Annotated in this window: 20 protein-coding genes; 6 read left to right on the plus strand and 14 right to left on the minus strand. The window is 73.6% G+C overall.

The window, feature by feature from the left end; all coding sequences use genetic code 11:
* The first annotated feature begins 75 nt into the window (after positions 1-75).
* Positions 76-390, plus strand: coding sequence for a DUF3040 domain-containing protein (locus tag E6R62_RS06455; RefSeq protein WP_136212308.1), 315 nt, complete (start codon positions 76-78; stop codon positions 388-390).
* A gap of 48 nt (positions 391-438) precedes the next feature.
* Here the strand turns inward: E6R62_RS06455 and E6R62_RS06460 are convergent, their stop codons facing one another.
* From E6R62_RS06460 to E6R62_RS06470, 3 genes are all read right to left on the minus strand, one after another.
* Complete coding sequence (locus E6R62_RS06460; RefSeq protein ID WP_136212481.1) at positions 439-2,061, minus strand: glycoside hydrolase family 20 protein; 1,623 nt, start codon at positions 2,059-2,061, stop codon at positions 439-441.
* A gap of 64 nt (positions 2,062-2,125) precedes the next feature.
* A complete protein-coding gene (locus E6R62_RS06465) occupies positions 2,126-2,566 on the minus strand; it encodes a heme-binding protein (protein WP_136212310.1) in 441 nt (146 codons plus the stop codon).
* A gap of 79 nt (positions 2,567-2,645) precedes the next feature.
* The gene (locus tag E6R62_RS06470; RefSeq protein WP_136212312.1) at positions 2,646-3,863 is read right to left on the minus strand and encodes an MFS transporter; all 1,218 of its coding nucleotides are present in this window, start codon (positions 3,861-3,863) and stop codon (positions 2,646-2,648) included.
* 190 nt (positions 3,864-4,053) lie between these two features.
* Here E6R62_RS06470 and E6R62_RS06475 point away from each other — a divergent pair, with 190 nt between their 5' ends.
* Positions 4,054-4,518, plus strand: coding sequence for a MarR family winged helix-turn-helix transcriptional regulator (locus E6R62_RS06475; protein ID WP_136212314.1), 465 nt, complete (start codon positions 4,054-4,056; stop codon positions 4,516-4,518).
* Between the two features lie 155 nt (positions 4,519-4,673).
* On the plus strand, positions 4,674-5,033 hold the full coding sequence (locus E6R62_RS06480) for a hypothetical protein (RefSeq protein WP_136212316.1): 360 nt from the start codon (positions 4,674-4,676) through the stop codon (positions 5,031-5,033).
* Positions 5,034-5,070: 37 nt separating this feature from the next.
* On the opposite strand, the gene E6R62_RS06485 is transcribed toward E6R62_RS06480, so the two are convergent.
* The 7 genes from E6R62_RS06485 to E6R62_RS06510 form a co-directional block, all read right to left on the minus strand.
* Complete coding sequence (locus E6R62_RS06485) at positions 5,071-5,721, minus strand: RNA polymerase sigma factor (protein WP_136212318.1); 651 nt, start codon at positions 5,719-5,721, stop codon at positions 5,071-5,073.
* An 8-nt stretch (positions 5,722-5,729) separates the two neighbouring features.
* Complete coding sequence (locus tag E6R62_RS06490) at positions 5,730-6,215, minus strand: LAETG motif-containing sortase-dependent surface protein (protein WP_136212320.1); 486 nt, start codon at positions 6,213-6,215, stop codon at positions 5,730-5,732.
* A gap of 52 nt (positions 6,216-6,267) precedes the next feature.
* Entirely contained in the window at positions 6,268-6,666 is a 399-nt protein-coding gene (locus E6R62_RS06495) for a glycosyltransferase (RefSeq protein ID WP_136212322.1), read from the minus strand.
* An 89-nt stretch (positions 6,667-6,755) separates the two neighbouring features.
* Positions 6,756-7,622 carry a hypothetical protein gene (locus E6R62_RS06500; RefSeq protein WP_136212324.1) on the minus strand — a complete coding sequence of 289 codons (867 nt, stop codon included), beginning with the start codon at positions 7,620-7,622 and terminating at the stop codon, positions 6,756-6,758.
* Positions 7,619-7,753 (minus strand): hypothetical protein, encoded by a 135-nt coding sequence (locus E6R62_RS42025; protein WP_306432406.1) that lies wholly within the window; start codon positions 7,751-7,753, stop codon positions 7,619-7,621. The genes E6R62_RS06500 and E6R62_RS42025 overlap by 4 nt, the downstream gene beginning before the upstream one ends.
* On the minus strand, positions 7,750-8,364 hold the full coding sequence (locus E6R62_RS06505) for a MerR family transcriptional regulator (RefSeq protein WP_306432407.1): 615 nt from the start codon (positions 8,362-8,364) through the stop codon (positions 7,750-7,752). Before E6R62_RS06505 ends, E6R62_RS42025 begins: the two co-directional genes overlap by 4 nt.
* Positions 8,365-8,461: 97 nt before the next feature.
* A complete protein-coding gene (locus E6R62_RS06510; protein WP_136212326.1) occupies positions 8,462-9,991 on the minus strand; it encodes a PLP-dependent aminotransferase family protein in 1,530 nt (509 codons plus the stop codon).
* A 29-nt stretch (positions 9,992-10,020) separates the two neighbouring features.
* On the opposite strand from E6R62_RS06510, the gene E6R62_RS06515 reads away from it, so the two are divergent.
* Positions 10,021-10,968: a DMT family transporter gene (locus E6R62_RS06515; protein WP_136212328.1), complete on the plus strand. Its 948-nt coding sequence runs from the start codon at positions 10,021-10,023 to the stop codon at positions 10,966-10,968.
* A gap of 224 nt (positions 10,969-11,192) precedes the next feature.
* Here E6R62_RS06515 and E6R62_RS06520 read toward each other — a convergent pair whose 3' ends face one another.
* Both E6R62_RS06520 and E6R62_RS06525 read right to left on the minus strand, forming a co-directional pair.
* Positions 11,193-11,831, minus strand: a complete 639-nt coding sequence (locus E6R62_RS06520) for a bifunctional 2-polyprenyl-6-hydroxyphenol methylase/3-demethylubiquinol 3-O-methyltransferase UbiG (protein WP_136212330.1) — start codon at positions 11,829-11,831, stop codon at positions 11,193-11,195.
* 185 nt (positions 11,832-12,016) lie between these two features.
* Entirely contained in the window at positions 12,017-12,394 is a 378-nt protein-coding gene (locus E6R62_RS06525; protein ID WP_136212332.1) for a YbjQ family protein, read from the minus strand.
* Between the two features lie 157 nt (positions 12,395-12,551).
* Between E6R62_RS06525 and E6R62_RS06530 the strand changes: the two genes are divergently transcribed.
* A complete protein-coding gene (locus E6R62_RS06530; protein WP_136212334.1) occupies positions 12,552-13,400 on the plus strand; it encodes an SAM-dependent methyltransferase in 849 nt (282 codons plus the stop codon).
* 85 nt (positions 13,401-13,485) lie between these two features.
* The gene (locus E6R62_RS06535) at positions 13,486-14,361 is read left to right on the plus strand and encodes an NAD(P)H-binding protein (RefSeq protein WP_136212336.1); all 876 of its coding nucleotides are present in this window, start codon (positions 13,486-13,488) and stop codon (positions 14,359-14,361) included.
* Positions 14,362-14,475: 114 nt separating this feature from the next.
* On the opposite strand, the gene E6R62_RS06540 is transcribed toward E6R62_RS06535, so the two are convergent.
* Complete coding sequence (locus tag E6R62_RS06540; protein WP_136212338.1) at positions 14,476-15,426, minus strand: helix-turn-helix transcriptional regulator; 951 nt, start codon at positions 15,424-15,426, stop codon at positions 14,476-14,478.
* 90 nt (positions 15,427-15,516) lie between these two features.
* Complete coding sequence (locus E6R62_RS06545) at positions 15,517-15,753, minus strand: DUF397 domain-containing protein (RefSeq protein ID WP_206308674.1); 237 nt, start codon at positions 15,751-15,753, stop codon at positions 15,517-15,519.
* Between the last annotated feature and the right edge of the window lie 116 nt (positions 15,754-15,869).

Here is a 15,869-nt window from a genome sequence, read left to right on the forward strand (position 1 = left end):
GCGCCAGGCCGGGTATTCGCAGGTCAGAGGCTGCGATCCGCGCCCGACGGCGGCAGCCCGCGGAGGTACGTCGTGATGGACGGAGCCGGACTCTCCGACCGCGAGAGGCGAGCCCTCTCGGCGATCGAGTCGCACTTGAAGGGTGACCGTTCCCTGGACCGCCGGCTGCGTTCGGCGCACCACCGGAACCACGCCGTGGCGGCCTGGCTGCTCGGGGCACTGACGGTGGCGCTGCTGATCGCCGCCTCGGTGACGGTGTCGCAACCGCTGATCTGGGCATTCGCCGCCGCCTGGATCGTGACGGTGTTCACGGCCCTGCCGCTGCTCGGCCGGCGGATCAGGCGGCGCTGGCAGCAACGCGACCGTACGGTCCGGCGCGAAGCCCCGTGAATCCGGGCCCGTCGGGGCCCGGACAGGGGCCTGCCTGCCCGACAGGGTTCAGGAGAGCCTGCCCGCGAGGGTTTGGAAGGCGGGCCAGGTGAGCCGCGGGGTCCTGGGGTCCCAGACCTTCTGTGCGAGGGCGGCCAGCGGCAGCCGTATCCCGTCGGCCACCTGCGCCTGCGTCTGGGCGCCGGACAGGTCGCACCAGACGGCTAGCCGGGCGCCCAGGACCTGCGCCCCGTACCCCGCGGGCACCGCCGTGGTGCCGCGCAGGACCAGCGGGGTCCACTGTTCGTAGATGCGGCGGCCGGTCGGGTACGTGAACTGGTTCGGCTCGCCGAGCACGTAGTACAGGTACTCGTCGTTGAGGTTGACCACCTTCCGGCCGGCCCGCAGGTAGTCCAGCGGCGGGCGGGCGCCGATCTCCCTCCCCGTCCAGTACTCGACCTGGAGGTCGGGGGCGGCGGCGACCACTCCCCCGGCGAAGATTCCGTCGTTCCACGCCTTGAGCGCCTTGCCCGAGGGACGCACGACCGCGGCCCGGTCGTTCAGCCAGCCCGTCGCCAGGTCCTGTACGCGGGCCGTCGGGCCGTACCGCTGCCGCGCGGCGCGGGCGAGCTGCGGGAAGGACGCCTGCGGGTCGCGGACGACGAGCGCCTGGTACTCGTCGGCGCCCAGGTGCCAGGCCCCGCCGGGGAACAGCGGCAGGTACTCGCGCAGCAGTTCGTCCACCAGCTTCGCCGACGCCGGGTTCGATATGTCGACGGCGCCCTTGACCGCCCGGCCCTGTGCGTCGCGCAGTTGGAGCGACGGGTGCGCGCGCAGCACCGCCCCGAGGTGGCCGGGCGAGTCGATCTCCGGGACCACGGTGATGTGCAGACGGCCGGCGAGCGCCGTGATGCGGCGGACGTCGGCCTTGGTCAGGTGGGGGGTGGAGACGATCTCGGGGTGGGTGTCGGACTCGATCCGGAAGGCCTGGTCGTCCGAGAAGTGCAGACCGAGCTGGTTCAGCTTGAGGTCGCCCATCTCGCGGAGCCTGGCCTCGATCCAGTCGGGGGTGAAGTTCTTGCGGGCGATGTCGAGGTTGAGGCCGCGCTGGGGCCGGTCGGGGGCGTCGCGGACGATCCCCTCGGGGGCTGAACCGGCCGACCGTATCTCCTGCTTGAGGGTGCGGGTTCCGTAGAACACGCCCGCCTCGTCGTGACCGCTGATCCTGACCCGGCCGTCTCGGACGGTGAGGGTGTACGACTCCGGCTTCCCGGACGGGGCCGCGTCCAGGGCGAGTTGTACGTCGCCGGGGCCCGGGTCGGGGGCCTCCGCGAAGCCCAGGCCGAGTTCACCGGCGATCAGCCGGGCCTCGTCGGTCAGCGTCGCGCGGTCCGCGGGCGCGATGATCACGCGCGCGCCGGAGGCGGGCTTCCAGCCGGGGCCGCGCGCCGGGACGTGGTCCCGTACGGCGGGAATGGTGCGCGGGGTCGTGGAGAGCGGGTACGAGGGCGCGGGCGGCGACGGGACGGGCGTCGCCGTGGCCGCCCCCGCGGTGGTGGCGGCGGACGGGGAGGCGGCGCGGGCCTCGCCCCTCCCGCCGCCCGTGCATCCGGGAACGGCGAGGGTGACCAGCGCGGCGACCGTTGCCGTCGCGATGGCGTTGACCCTCCTGCGCTGCCTGGTCTCTCGCATCATGCACCGTTTCCCCGTACCAACGTGGCACGGGGATCGGTGGGACGCGACCGGGACCGGGGGCTCAGGCCGCCGCGGCGAAGCCGGCGGCCGAGAGTGCGGCGGCGGCGAACTCGTGGTCCTGGGCGGGGGCGCCGCCGCCGACGCCGATGGCCCCCACGAGGCGGCCGGCGCGGTGCACGGGCCATCCGCCGGCGATGAAGAGCAGCGGCCGGTCCAGGGCGGTGGGCAGGGTGTGGAAGGGGCCGCCGGGCAGGACGGCGTCCGCGAGGTCGGCCGTCGGCGCGTTCAGCTGGAGGGCGGTGAACGCCTTGCGGGTGCTGGTCTCGCCGGAGATGAGGACGGCCCGGTCGTCGCGACGGAAGGCGAGGAGGTGACCACCCGCGTCGAGGACGGTGACGCTGACCGCCGTCCCGGCGGCTTCGGCTGCCGCGCGGGCGGCGTCGAGGAGGGCTTCGGCGTCCTCGGTGGTCAAGGGGGCGACGGCGGTGGCGGTGGCGGACACGGGGCCTCCTGGGGTGGATCGGGTGGGTGCGGTGCGGTTTCGGTCGGTTCGTGCGTGGCCGGGGCGGGTCCGATCCGGTTCAGTGGTGTGCGGGGACCGCCCGGTCGTGCGGGGCGGCGCCGGCGACGACGCGGCTCGCGGCGGCGCGCCGGCCCGTACGCCGTTCCAGGGCGCCCGAGACGAGGGCGAGGACGAGCGCGGAGGCGGCCAGCGCGGCTCCGACCCAGTTCGGGGCGGTCAGGCCGAGTCCGGCGGCGATGACCAGGCCGCCGAGCCAGGCGGCGAGGGCGTTGCCCAGGTTGAAGGCGCCGATGTTGACGGCGGAGGCGAGGGTGGGGGCGCCGGCCGCCTGGTCGAGGACCCGCTTCTGGAGCGGCGGTACGGTAGCGAAGCCGAGGGCGCCGATGAGGACGATGGTGACGGCGGCGCCGACCTCGCTGTGCGCGGTGAGCGTGAACGCCGCCAGGACGAGGGACAGGGCGCCCAGCGACACGTACAGCATCGGCATCAGGGCGCGGTCGGCGAACCGGCCTCCGATGAGGTTGCCGGCCACCATGCCCAGTCCGAAGAGGACCAGCAGCCAGGTGACGGAGGTGTCGGCGAAGCCGGCGACGTCGGTCATCATCGGGGTGATGTAGGTGACGGCGGCGAAGACCCCGCCGAAACCGAGGACGGTCATCGCCATGGCGAGCAGCACCTGCGCGTTGCGGAACGCGGCGAGTTCGTGACGGATGCGGACGCCCTCGGGCCGCGGCAGTTCGGGGACGAGCTTGGCGATCCCGAGCAGACCGAGCACGCCGAGCGCGGCCACGATCAGGAAGGTGACGCGCCAGCCGAGCCGCTGGCCGACGAGTGTCCCGAGAGGGACGCCCACCACGTTGGCCACGGTCAGACCGGTGAACATCATGGCGATGGCGCCGGCCTTCTTCTGCGGGGCGACGAGTCCGGCCGCGACGACCGAGCCGATGCCGAAGAAGGCTCCGTGCGCGAGGGAGGCGACGACGCGACCGGCGAGCATGACGCCGAAGGCGGGAGCGAGCGCCGAGAGCACGTTGCCCGCGATGAACAGGCCCATCAGCAGCATCAGCATCCGCTTGCGCGGGACGCGGGTGCCCAGGACGGTCATGAGGGGGGCGCCGAGGACGACCCCGAGGGCATAGCCGGTGACCAGGAACCCGGCGGTCGGGATGGTGACGCCGTATTCGGCGGCTACCTCGGGGAGCAGGCCCATGATCACGAATTCGGTGGTGCCGATCCCGAAGGCCCCGATGGCGAGGGCGAGGAGTGCGAGAGGCATGAGGGGTTGTGCCTTCCGGGGAGGGGTGGTGCGGTCGGCGGCGCCTTGCCGCTGGGGGCCGAATGGATTGCCGGCGCCGCTTACATGCGTCCACATTAATTGCAGACGCCGGATATTTGCAAACGCGGGCTATTGCGTCCGTCGCCTATCCTGGTGGGACAACCTCAATGACGCACCGGAGGAGAGGCCCATGACGGCCACCGACAGCGCCCTCACCGCCCTGGCCCAGGGATGGTGCGCCCTCTCCCTTTTGCACGGGCGGATCGAGGCTCACATCGAACGCTCGCTCCAGAGCGCCCACGGGCTGAGCGTGCGGGAGTACTCACTGCTGGACGTGCTCAGCCGCCAGCACAGCGGCCCTGGCGGGCACCTGCGGATGCACCAGGTGGCGGACTCGGTGGTGCTCAGCCAGAGCGCGACGACCCGCCTGGTCAGCAGGTTGGAGGATCGCGGGCTGCTGAGCCGCTACCTGTGCGACACCGACCGGCGGGGCATCTACACCGACGTCAGCGAGGCGGGCCTGGCCCTGCTCGCCGAGGCCCGTCCGACGAACGACGCCGCCCTGCGCGAGGCGCTGGACGCGGCGGCGGAGGTTCCCGAGCTCGCCCCGCTGGTGGCGGCCGTGGAGAACACCCGCACGGCCGCCGTCGGCTGAACCGGCGCTACGGCTTCCCGGCGCCGGCGGTCGAGGGTTGCCCGCCGCCTGCCGTCGCAGAGGGCTTCCCGACACCGGTCGGGGGCGTCGAGGCCGATGCCGGGGCGCTGGGCATCGACCGCGACGGCGACGCCGAAGGAGAGCCACTGCCGGTCGTGGTGGCCGTGGGCGTCGGCGCCGGGGGTGCCGTACCCCCGGTCGGCAGCCCCGACGAGGGGGGCGTCGGAACGGGCGACGGCGCCGCGTCGCGCTCGGGCGAGGGCGACTGCGCGCTCGGCGTCGGCGACGGGATCCGGGCGGGCGCCGCGGGCGGCACCGGCCGGACCGGCCGCTGTTCGGGAGCCGACGCGAGGTACCCGGCCAGCGCCGCCGCGGCCCCGGCCAGCCCGGCGGCCGACCACGTCACCCGCCGCAGCCACACGGCCGCCGGCGGTCGACGCTTCGACGCCCCCGGCGGCTCGGCGGGCCGCAGGTCGCGGACGGTGATCGTGTCCGCCCGTGCGCCCAGGGCCTGACGCAGCCGGTGTTCGACCGGGCGTCGGCCGTCGTGCGTCATATCCGTCCCTCCAGAATCCGTTCCAGCGCGTCCAGCGCACGGCTCGCGTTCGACTTGACCGCGCCCCTGCTGATCCCGAGGGTCTCGGCTATCTCCGCCTCGCTGAGCTCCGCCCAGTACCGCAACACCAGCACCTGCCGGCGGCGCGGCGTCAGCCGGCCCAGCGCGGCCAGCACCTCCCGATGCGCCTCGTCGAGTACGACCGACGCCTCGGCCGACGGTACGTCGGCCGTCACGGGCGGAATCCAGGCGCGCGCCGTCCGCCTGCGGCGCAACACGGAGCGCGAGGTGTTCACGACGGCGGTGCGCAGGTAGCCCAGGGCGTTGTCCACGCCCCCGAGCTGCTCCCCGTGGCGTCGGTAGAGGGCGGTGAAGGCGTCCTGGACCACGTCCTCCGCGGTCGCCAGGTCGTCCACGAGCAGCACCGCCAGCCGGACCATGCCCAGCCGGTGCGCGTGGTACAGGTCGGTGAGGGTGGGCGCCGGCGACGGGCCGGCGGACCCCTGGCGTTCCCAGGGGTGCGAGGACGGGTGGGCGGAGGTGGCCGGCGCGCTGACGTCGCGGCGGACCAGGAACGACCACAAGCCCCTTCGCGTCCGGCCGAAGCTGGACGCGAAGGGGCTCCCCGTCGGGGCGAGTGCGAACACGTGCGTCCTCAGTTGCCGGCGCGGCGCCGCACCGTGTACAGGGCTCCGGCGCCGACCGCTATGAGCCCGGCGGCCCCGGCTCCCAGGGCCATGGTGGTCGAGGAGGAGCCGGTGTGCGCCAGCTCGGAGCCGGCGGGCGCCGCGGACTGCTGGGCGGACGGCACGGCGCTCGGGTTCCCGCTGCCCGGGGCGACCGTCGGGGTGGCGGCGCCCCCGGACGCGCTCGGGGCCGGGCTGGGCGTGGCGCCGGCCGGCGACGTGGGCGACGCGCTGGGCTTGCCGCCGGCCGGCGACGTCGGGGACGCGCTGGGTCCGCTGACCGCCGGGGCGGTCGAGGTGGCGGGGGCGGGGGTGCCGCTCGCGACGACCGTCGGGGCGGCGGACGGCGTCGTCCGGGCGAAGGCCGGGCCGCCGAGTGCGACGGCCACCCCGGCGGCGGCAGCGGTGACCAGCGCTGCCCGGCCGGCGGACAGGGTGGCGCGCTTCAGGTTCATCACGGTTGGTCTCCACGGTGGTGCGGTCGGGACGAGGGCGCGGAAGTACGCCCTACAACCCGCACGACGCGCGAGTGCCCACGAGGTTGCCGCCGTCCCCGAAGAATTTCTCGCCCGGCCGGCAGGGGGATGCGACGGGCCACTTCGAGGCTGAGGTTGCCGTAGCCGGTGAAGGGTAGCGGCCCCGCGCCACGTCCAGGGCCCGGTTGCGCGGCCCGCCCGCCCCGCCGGAGTCCGCCTGGCGCAGTACCCGCATCCACGGGTGCCGGGCGGCGTAGCGGTCGGGTCCGGCGCCGCCGCCGTCCGTCGATCCGTCGTCGACCGCGATGACCTCCGCCCGCTCCGCGCCCGGCGTCTGCCCCACGATCGATTCGAGGCACTCGCCCAGGTAGCTCATCGCGTTGTGGACGGCGATGATCACGGATGTGTCGGGGGCCGACGTGCGGTGCATGCGATGAGCATAGGGTTCGCCTCCCGACCCCCCGTGCCGGGGTCACGCGGCTCGGGCGACGGCCCCGTGGGGAACGCCCTCGGCGTCGGCTACGGACCCGAGGTGCGGGAGCCGGGGGCGGACCCGCCGGCCGCCCTCAGCGCGGCGACCGCGGGGACGGGGTCGTCTGCGTAGAAGCGGAAGGCGCGGGCCTCGTCCTGCTTGCCGAGGACGCGTACGTACCGCACCGGCTCGGTGAGCTCGACGGTGACGGTCGTCAGTCCGGCCACGGCCACGTCGGCCACGCCGCTCGCGTCCACAACTGCCGGCTTGCCCTGCGGGAATCCCAGGCGCGGACGAACGGAGGCCATGCGCCCGGCCGGGATGCGGATGTCCAGCAGGGCGCCGTAGCGCAGGCGCAGCGAGCCGTCCGCTCCGACCACATGCGGGCGCACCACGCACGAGGCGTGCAGGGCGAGAAGGAAGTAGCAGCCCCAGACGTCGAGGACGAGGGTGGTGGCGTGCACCAAGGGCCAGGGGATCACAAAAGCGAGGGCGACGGTCTCGACGACGCAGACGAAGAGCAAGCCATATATGGTCGCCGTCTGGGCCGGCGCGTATGCGACGGGGACGTCGCCGGCGTGTACGCCGTGCGGGCCGCGGCGGGTCACCCAGCGCCAGAAGTCGGCCGCGAGAGTGATCTCGTGACGGATCAGCCTGCGCACGGACGCCGGGACGCTGTCCGCGATAGCGGCCCGGCATGCGAAGTGGCGACGGAGGCCCTCACGGCGGTGCCGGCGGTAGTCGAAGAGGAACAGCGCGGTCGCCCCGGCCGTCAGGGCGAGCACGGCCGCTTCCACCACCGGCCGTAACGCCGGGGCTGCTCGCACCCCGGCGATCGCACCGATGACGATCACGAGTTCGCATGGTGCGAGCGCGACGAACCCCCAACGCACTGCCTTGCGCAACGCCTTCACCCGGCACGTTCCTTGAGCAGCTCGATGGCGCGGCGCACGGCAGCCGCCTGGGCAGCGGTGAATTCCGCGAAGAGGGCGTCCGTGAAACCGCCCTCCTCACCTGATCCCCCCTCGGCTTCCGCGGCGATCACCGCCCGCACCACCTGGTCCGGGATGCTCTCGATGATGGCCCGGGCGGTCTGCTCCACCCGTGGATCCGCCTCGTCCGCCCCGGCCGGCGCGTCCATCCGGGCGTACACCGCGTACAGGCGCCGCACGGCCTCGGCGTCGGCGCCCAGGCCGCGCCCCATCGCGGAGAGCCGGTCGCGGTGGCCGCGGGCTCCGGTCCGGGCAACCGCGCCGCGGCGCGGGCCATGTCGTCGAAGAACGCGGCGAGTTCGGGAGAGACCGGGGCCTCGACGGGCAATCGCCCGGTCCGCTCGGCCTGGTCGAGCAGCCGGCCGAGGCGGACGCGGCGCTGCCGGATGTCCTCCTCCTGGCGGCCCAGGTCGGCGTCCAGTTCGGTGAGTATGTCGACGAGACCTTTGCCCGCGTCGTCCGCCAGGACGTCCTTGACATCGTCCAGGCGCAGGCCGAGTTCGGTCAGGCGTCGGACGCGGGCCAGTCGGACGGCGTCGCGCAGCGTGTACTCACGGTATCCGTTGGGCCGGCGCGGCGGCTCGGGCAGCAGCCCGACGCGGTGGTAGTGCCGCACGGCGCGGGTGGTGAGGCCGACGATTTCGGCGAGCTCTCCGATTCTCATGGCCCCAGTACAAACGTTGTCGCCGCGACAAGGTCAAGCGGTTCCGGTCACGGCGGACGACCTTGGCGGTGCGAGACGTGTGGGAGCGACGACGTGCTCAACCGATCCGGCGAAGCGCGCGGGCGAGCAGGGCGACTCCCTCCTCGATGTCGCCGACCGCGCCCGCCGCGTACCCGAGGACCAGGCCCGGGGGTCCCGGTTCGACGCGGTGCCAGGACAGCGGATGCGCTTTGACCCCGAGGGCCAGGGCGGCCGAGGCGAGCGCGGTGTCGGTGAAGTCGGCTCCGTCGAAGGTGACCATCAGGTGCAGCCCGGCCGCCGCGCCGTGCACCCGGGCTCCGGGGAGCCGGGCCCCGACCGCCCGGAGCATGGCGTCCCTGCGGCGACGGTGGCGGCGCCGGACGAAGCGCAGGTGGCGTTCCAGCTCACCGGAGTCCATCAGCCGGGCCAGCACGAGCTGGGCCAGGACCGGGCTGCCGAGGTCGGCGTACCGCTTCTCCTCCACGACGGCGTCCAGCAGCCGCGGCGGGACCAACAGCCAGCCCAGCCGCAGCGCGGGGGCCAGCAGCTTGGACACGCTGCCGGCGTAGCAGACCGCCTCCGGCAGCAGTGCCCGCAGGGCGGGCACGGGGGCGCGGTCGTAACGGTGCTCGGCGTCGTAGTCGTCCTCGATGACCAGTCCCCCGGCGGCGGCCCAGGCCAGCAGTTCCCGGCGGCGTTCACCATCGAGTACGACGCCGGTCGGGAATTGGTGGGCCGGGGTGAGCAGGACCGCGTCCGCGCCGCCGGCGGCCAGGGCGGCGATGTCGAGCCCGGCCTCGTCCACCCGCACCGGGACGGTCTCCAGCCGCCCGTACTCCAGTTGCCGCCGGGCCCCGAGGGAACCGGGGTCCTCCACCGCCACCCGGCGTACGCCGTCCTCGCGCAGGACGCGGGCCAGCAGGGCGAGGGCCTGCGCGACGCCGGAGACGATGACCACCTCGCCCGGGTCGGCGCGGATTCCCCGGTTGCGGGCGAGCCAGCCGACGACCGCCTCGCGCAGCGCGGGCGCTCCCTGGGCGTTGCCGTAGCCGAAGTCGGCCGGGGTGAGTTCGGCGAGTACCCGGCGTTCCGCCTGGAGCCAGGCCGTACGGGGGAACGCGGTCAGGTCCGGTACCCCCGGCGAGAGGTCGATGCGGCAGGGTACGGCGCGCAGCGCGTCGATCAGGGCGACGCCCGGCAGGGGCGCGAACGGGTCGACGGGGGCGGCCGGAAGCCCGGCGGGTCCGACGGGGCCGCCGGACCGGGTGGACGCGCCGGACGGCGCGGGGGCGGGGGCCGCGACGACGACCGTCCCCGCGCGGCCCCGGCCCGCCACCTGCCCGGCGTCGGCCAGGCGTTGGTAGACCTCGGTGACCAGGCCGCGCGAGACCCGCAGTTCGGCGGCGAGCACGCGGCCCGCGGGGAGTCGGCTCCCGACGGGCAGGGTGCCGTCCGCGATGGCGGAGCGGATGCGGGAGGTCAGCCAATCGGTGCGGCCTCGGGGCGGCGCCTCGCCGATGTCGAGCAGCAGGAAGTCGGAGCCGGCGTTTGGGGGCCCCTTGAGAATTCTGGACCCCTTGAGACGGCCCTCTTCGGCACTGCTCATGGGTCCAATACTGGCAGAGGCTGAACGGCATGAACGAATCCGCCTCCGTGTCCGCGCCCGTCCCCGCTCGCTCGCCCTCCTCCCCCCTCCGTGACCTGCTTCCCGGGGTCATCGGCATGGTGTTGGTCGGGGGGAGCGTCACCGTCTCCCGCTGCCTCGTCGGCGCCCCGCTCTTCGCGCCCCAAGCCGTCCGTTACGCGGTCGCCGCCGTGATCCTCTTCGCCCTGACCCGGGCCGCCCGGGTACCCGTGCGGCGTCCTCGCGGCCGTGAATGGCTGTGGCTGGCCGGTATCGCGGCGAGTGGACTGGTCCTGTTCAACGTCGCCGTGGTGCGGGGCGTCGCGCACGCCGAGCCGGCCGTCATCGCGGTCGCGGTGGCCTCCGTGCCGGTCCTGCTCGGGCTCGTCGGTCCGCTGCTGGAGCGGCAGCGGCCCAGTCGGCGGGTGCTGCTCGCCGCCCCCGTCGTCGTCGCCGGCGCCGTCCTGGTCGAGGGGACCGGCCGCACCGACGCGGCCGGGGTCGGCTGGGCCGCGCTCGCGCTGGCCTGCGAGGCGGGGTTCACGCTGCTCGCGGTGCCGGTGCTGGGCCGCCACGGCGCGTGGGGGGTTTCCTTCCACACGGTGTGGCTGGGGGCGGTGATGCTGACGGGACTCGCCCTGCTCGTGGAGCGGCCCGCCTCCCTCGCGGCGCCGGGACCGCGGCAGTGGACGGCGGTCGGCTACTTGGCGATCATGGTGACGGCGGTGGCCTTCCTGCTCTGGTACCGCACGGTGGCCGCCGTGGGAGCCGGGCGCGCCGGGCTGCTGACCGGGTTCGCGCCGCTCGCCGCGGCCGGGGCGGGAGCGGTGACGGGCGGCGGGGCCCCGGGGCCGACGGTGTGGCTGGGGCTGGCCGTGGTGATCGCCGGGCTTGCCATCGGACTGCGGTCGACCGGCACGCCCGCGCGGGAACCGGAGCCGGCGCCCACGTCCCCTTGAGGGTCGCGGAGCCGTGCATCACCATCCGCTGACGCCCCCGTACCGCACCGCCCCTCACCGCCCCGCACCGACCCGGGTGGCGCCACCCGGCCGGTCGCCGGGGGCGTCCGGCGGTTCGGTGGCGACGACCCCGGATGCTTCGGCCCGCCGGCCGGCCGCCGCGCCGGCATGGCGCCGGGCCGCTTCCGAACCCCGCGGTCGGTCAACGGAGCGGGACAGGAGGGTCAGGGCGTCGCGTCGGGGCGTCTCGCGTAGCAGAACAGGTGCTCCTCCGGGTCGGCGAGGCCGCCTTCGGGATGGAACAGGGTCGTGCGGTGGTGCAGCAGCTCCAGACCGGCCGATTCGATCCGGTGCGTGTACTCCTGCGCGGACAGGCTGCTGACGGTGACCTGGTGTCCCATCCACTCGATGGCGAGGCCGCTGATGTCACCCGGCACCGTGGCCAGGACGAGGTAACCGCCCGGCGCCACCCACGAGGCCATCCGTTCCAACGAGGCGGCGACTTCCCGCTGTTCCATCATCAGCAGCGGGAAGAAGGCGCACACCGCGTCGAAGCCGGCCTCCCCGGGCGAGTACGTGCGCACGTCCTCCTGTTCGAAGCGCGCCTGCGGGACCCGCTCGCGCGCGAGGGCGACCATGGCGGCCGAGACGTCGATGCCGGTCACCGCGCAACCCGCCGCCGCCAGCCGCTCGGCGGTGGGCCGGCCGGTGCCGCTGCCCACGTCGAGCACGCGCGCACCGGCGGGCAGCCGGCCGGTGAGCCAGTCCAGGGCCTCCAGTTGGGCGGGCACCCGCCCGAACGCCTCCTCGTAGCGCTCCGCGAGCGCGTCGAACACCGCGGCCGCCGACTCGTTTCCACTCATCGTGATGCCCCGCTCCTTGTCGTCCCCACGGCGGCCGGCCGACGTTGGGCTCGGCCATCGAGGTCCACGGTTTCCCGTTCACCTCGCTCCTGGCCCGAGTCTGACGTACCGGGGCGCCCGGGGCGAGAAGGACGTCCCGTTGTCGCGGGTACGGGGCGATGGGGGTGCGCGCGTCGGTGGCGGGCTCAGGCTCTCGTGTCGGGCGCCAGCACCACGGCCGTACCGTACGCGCACACCTCGGTCCCGACGTCGGCGGCCTCGGTCACGTCGAAACGCATGGCCAGGACCGCGTTGGCGCCGCGCGCCTTGGCCTGCTCGATGAGCCGGTCCATCGCCTGGTTGCGGGTCTGTACGAGGGTCTTGGTCAGCCCCCGGAGCTCTCCGCCGATCATGGACTTCAGGCCGGCGCCGATCTGGCTGCCCAGGTGGCGCGAGCGCACGGTGAGTCCGAAGACCTCCCCGACGACCCGCTCGACCCGGTATCCGGGGGCGTCGTTGGTCGTCACCACCATGACCCCGGTCTGTTCGGCCCCTGGGCCTCCGCCAAAGTCGTCGATACTCATGGCACCCACTGTCGCGCCGGGGGCGGACGCCCGCATCCCGAGGGGGCGTGACGGCGGGTCGACCGCGGCGCGGGAATGGCTGGCGCGCGCCCCCCGCGACTCTCTAGCATGGGCCACCCCCACGCCGCGGGCCCCGCAGGGCCATCAAGGAGGGCACATGGAGTTAGGGCCGAATCCGTCCCAGGCGCCGTTCATCGACATGCACACCCCGAGCGTCGCCCGTATGTACGACTGGCTCCTGGGCGGCGTGGAGAACTACGCCAGCGACCGCGAGGCATGCGCCCGGCTGCTGGAGATCGCACCCAGCACCCAGCTGCTGGCCCGCAACAACCGGGCGTTCCTCAGCCGCGTCGTGCGGATCCTCGTCGAGGACTACGGGATCAGGCAGTTCCTCGACCACGGCTCGGGCCTTCCCACCCAGGACAACGTCCACGAGGTGGCCCAGCGCATCGACAAGGACTGCAAGGTCGCCTACATCGACAACGACCCGATGGTCCTCGCGCACGCCCAGACCACGCTGCACGACAACTCCGGCACCCTGGTGCTGCCCATGGACATGCGTGACACCGAGCGCATCCGCGAGGCCACCGGTGGGTTCCTCGACTGGAACCGTCCCATCGCGGCGCTGTTCGTGTCCGTGCTGCACTGCATCCCGGACTCCGACGACGACCGTTCCCCGTCCGCCGTCGTGCGCAAGACCGCGGCCCTGCTGCCGCCGGGCAGCTTCATGGTCATCTGCCAACTCGTCAGCGACGACCCCGTGGTGCGGGACGACGTGACGCGGCTGATGGACGTCACCACGCACGGGAACTGGGGGCGGGTACGCGAGACCCACGAGGTGCGGCGGTACTTCGACGGGCTGGAGATACTCGAACCGGACCTCGTCGACGTGGTCGACTGGCGCCCCGACTCCTCGCCGCCCCCGCGCGGGCTCCGGCCGAAGGACTGGGTCGAGTGGGGCGGCGTGGGCCGCCTCCTCCCGCCGGCCCGACAACCGGCCGAATGAGCTGAGTCACCGGGGGCACGCGGGGAGTCCCGGACCGCGTGGCAGGCCGGGGGAGGTCCACGAAGGGCATGAAGGGCATGGCTCGATGACCATCGTCGTCACCACACCGACCGGACACGTGGGATCGCGCGTCGTGCGACTGCTGCTCCAGGCCGGCGTGCGCCCCCGCGTCCTGGTCCGAGACCCGGCCCGCCTGGACGAGGAGACCCGTGCGCGGGTCGACGTGCACCGAGGCGACCTCACGGACGCGGGGTTCGTCCGCGCGGCGGTGCAGGGGGCGCGGACCGTCTTCTGGGTGGATCCCACCCCGCACACGGCGCCGGACCCGATCGCGACCTCGCTGGCGACGGCGGCCCCATTGGTGGAGGCCGCCCGTGCCGGTGACATCGCCCGGGTGGCGCTGTTGAGCAGCATCGGGGCGGAGAAGCGGCACGGGGTCGGGCACATCGACGCCTTGGCCGGGATCGAGGAGCGACTGGACGCCACCGGAGCGGACGTGCTGCACCTGCGCTGCGCGTACTTCTTCACCAATCTGCTGCTCGACCTCGAAGGACTCGCGCGGGGCGTCCTGACCACGGCGTTCGACCCGGGCCGGCCGATGCCGTGGGTCGATCCGCGCGACATCGGCGACGTCGTCGCGGCCCGTTTACTCGGCGACGCCTGGCGGGGCCGGGTGGTGCAGGCCGTGCACGGGCCGGAGGATCTCACCTTCGAGCAGGTCGCCCGCATCCTCACCGGGGTCCTCGGACGCAAGGTCCGGCTCGAACCCGTCGATGACGACGCGGTGCGGGAGGCCCTTCACGCGGCCGGGCTGTCGCCGGCGGCGGTGGAGGGCATCGTCGGCATGACCGCCGGATCGCGCGATCTGGTACCCGAGCAGCCCCGTGATCTGACGACCACCACCCCGACACGGCTCGACGGGTGGGCCCGTACCGAGCTGCTTCCGCTCCTGCGCAGGTGACGGGGCCCGGCCCAACCGGTCACGGCGCACGCTCGGAAGGCCCCGCGTCCCAGGCCGTGTCTTTTGGATCAGACCGGATCAGCCGCAGGGCCGGCCTGATCCCAAAGACACGGCCTAGTCCTCCAGGTACTGCCGCAGCGCTTCCTCGACGAGTTCGCGGCTGCGCTCACGCGACGCCGCCGCCTTCCGGAGATTGCTGAGGGCGTTGCGGTGGTCGTCCAGGGCGCGGGGGCGGGTCACGTAGTTGGCGCCGTTGATGTGCTCGACGTACGCCAGCTCGCCCGGTCCGCCGTCGGCGAACTTGAGGTGGGTGATGGGGTAGGGCGGGGCCGCCGAGTAGCCCCAGGACATTTCCAGGACACGGATGTTGACCTTGGCGATGTCCCCGGCACGGAGCAGGTGGCGCAGTTGTTCGCGCATCACCTCGGCGTTGCCGCAGCGGCGCTGGAGGACCCCTTGGTCGAGGAGGACCGTCAGACGCGGCACCTCGCCCTCCATCAGACGCAGTTGGCGTTGGGTGCGCAGTTGCACGACGCGGTCCATCTCGTCGTCGGACGCGCTGGGCATCACCGCCCTGACCATGTGCCGGGCGTAGGCCGGGGTCTGGAGGATCCCCGGTACCACGAGGTTCTCGTAGACGCAGATCTCCTGCGCCTCGCCCTCCAGTTGGATCAGGCGCTTGAGGAAGGTGGGGGTCACGTCGCTGTACTGCTCGTACCACTCGCAGTCCTGGGCGTGCTCCAAGAGCCGCTCGACGGTCCGCATCTCCTCGCCGTCGAGCCCGTAGTGGCGGGCGAGGTCGAGGACGTCCCGTGCCTTGGGCGGGCTCTCGCCCCGCTCCAGTCGGCTGATCTTCGACACCGATCCGCGGATGACGGGTGCCACGTCCTTCAGGGTGAGACCGCGCGCCTCGCGCCACCCCCGGAGTTCCTGTCCCAACACCCGGGCGGCCGCCGCCCGTCCCTGCTCCCGCTCCAGCGGCAGGACCGGGGCGAGCGGATCGGGGAGGGCGCCGCCCGGCGGGGCGGACAGCGGATCGTGCAGGGGTTCGGGCAGCGCGGGCATGCGGAACTCCAATGTGACCCGGGCGGATCTCAATCGTCAGAATGGGGCGTGGACGCCCGCCCGTCCAAGCTTTGGCCTAAGCCTTGGACCTCATCCGGTCAGTTGATCGAATTCGGCGCGCTTGACGCCGTCGAGGAACGCCTCGATCTCCCCGGCGGTGAAGATCAGGGCCGGGCCGTCGGGGAAACGCGAGTTGCGCATCGCCACGGCGCCGTCGGTCAGCGCGGCGACCTCCACACAGTTTCCGTTGCCGACGCTGGCGCTGCTCTTGACCCAGACCGCACCGGGAATCTCGCTCGCCACGACACCATTGCGTAACTGCATGATGAGACCTCTCCTCGTTCCGACGCGCATGATCGGGCAATCGCATATGGGATTGCACGACAAGCAGTTGTGAGAATGCTAGCCGGCACGGGCAGCCGTGGAAGTCCCCCGAAAGGGTG

This window comes from Streptomyces sp. A1136, from assembly GCF_004795055.1.
Taxonomy (GTDB): Bacteria; Actinomycetota; Actinomycetes; order Streptomycetales; family Streptomycetaceae; genus Streptomyces.

Excerpts from the sequence above, each read along its gene's own strand:
- E6R62_RS06525 (WP_136212332.1), bottom strand. The coding sequence starts at position 12,394 with ATGAGTATCGACGACTTTGGCGGAGGCCCAGGGGCCGAACAGACCGGG.
- E6R62_RS06515 (WP_136212328.1), top strand. The coding sequence starts at position 10,021 with ATGAACGAATCCGCCTCCGTGTCCGCGCCCGTCCCCGCTCGCTCGCCC.
- E6R62_RS06505 (WP_306432407.1), bottom strand. The coding sequence starts at position 8,364 with ATGAGAATCGGAGAGCTCGCCGAAATCGTCGGCCTCACCACCCGCGCC.
- E6R62_RS06490 (WP_136212320.1), bottom strand. The coding sequence starts at position 6,215 with ATGAACCTGAAGCGCGCCACCCTGTCCGCCGGCCGGGCAGCGCTGGTC.
- E6R62_RS06460 (WP_136212481.1), bottom strand. The coding sequence starts at position 2,061 with ATGCGAGAGACCAGGCAGCGCAGGAGGGTCAACGCCATCGCGACGGCA.
- E6R62_RS06520 (WP_136212330.1), bottom strand. The coding sequence starts at position 11,831 with ATGAGTGGAAACGAGTCGGCGGCCGCGGTGTTCGACGCGCTCGCGGAG.
- E6R62_RS06540 (WP_136212338.1), bottom strand. The coding sequence starts at position 15,426 with ATGCCCGCGCTGCCCGAACCCCTGCACGATCCGCTGTCCGCCCCGCCG.
- E6R62_RS06495 (WP_136212322.1), bottom strand. The coding sequence starts at position 6,666 with ATGCACCGCACGTCGGCCCCCGACACATCCGTGATCATCGCCGTCCAC.
- E6R62_RS06475 (WP_136212314.1), top strand. The coding sequence starts at position 4,054 with ATGACGGCCACCGACAGCGCCCTCACCGCCCTGGCCCAGGGATGGTGC.
- E6R62_RS06470 (WP_136212312.1), bottom strand. The coding sequence starts at position 3,863 with ATGCCTCTCGCACTCCTCGCCCTCGCCATCGGGGCCTTCGGGATCGGC.
- E6R62_RS06510 (WP_136212326.1), bottom strand. The coding sequence starts at position 9,991 with ATGAGCAGTGCCGAAGAGGGCCGTCTCAAGGGGTCCAGAATTCTCAAG.
- E6R62_RS06455 (WP_136212308.1), top strand. The coding sequence starts at position 76 with ATGGACGGAGCCGGACTCTCCGACCGCGAGAGGCGAGCCCTCTCGGCG.
- E6R62_RS06535 (WP_136212336.1), top strand. The coding sequence starts at position 13,486 with ATGACCATCGTCGTCACCACACCGACCGGACACGTGGGATCGCGCGTC.
- E6R62_RS06530 (WP_136212334.1), top strand. The coding sequence starts at position 12,552 with ATGGAGTTAGGGCCGAATCCGTCCCAGGCGCCGTTCATCGACATGCAC.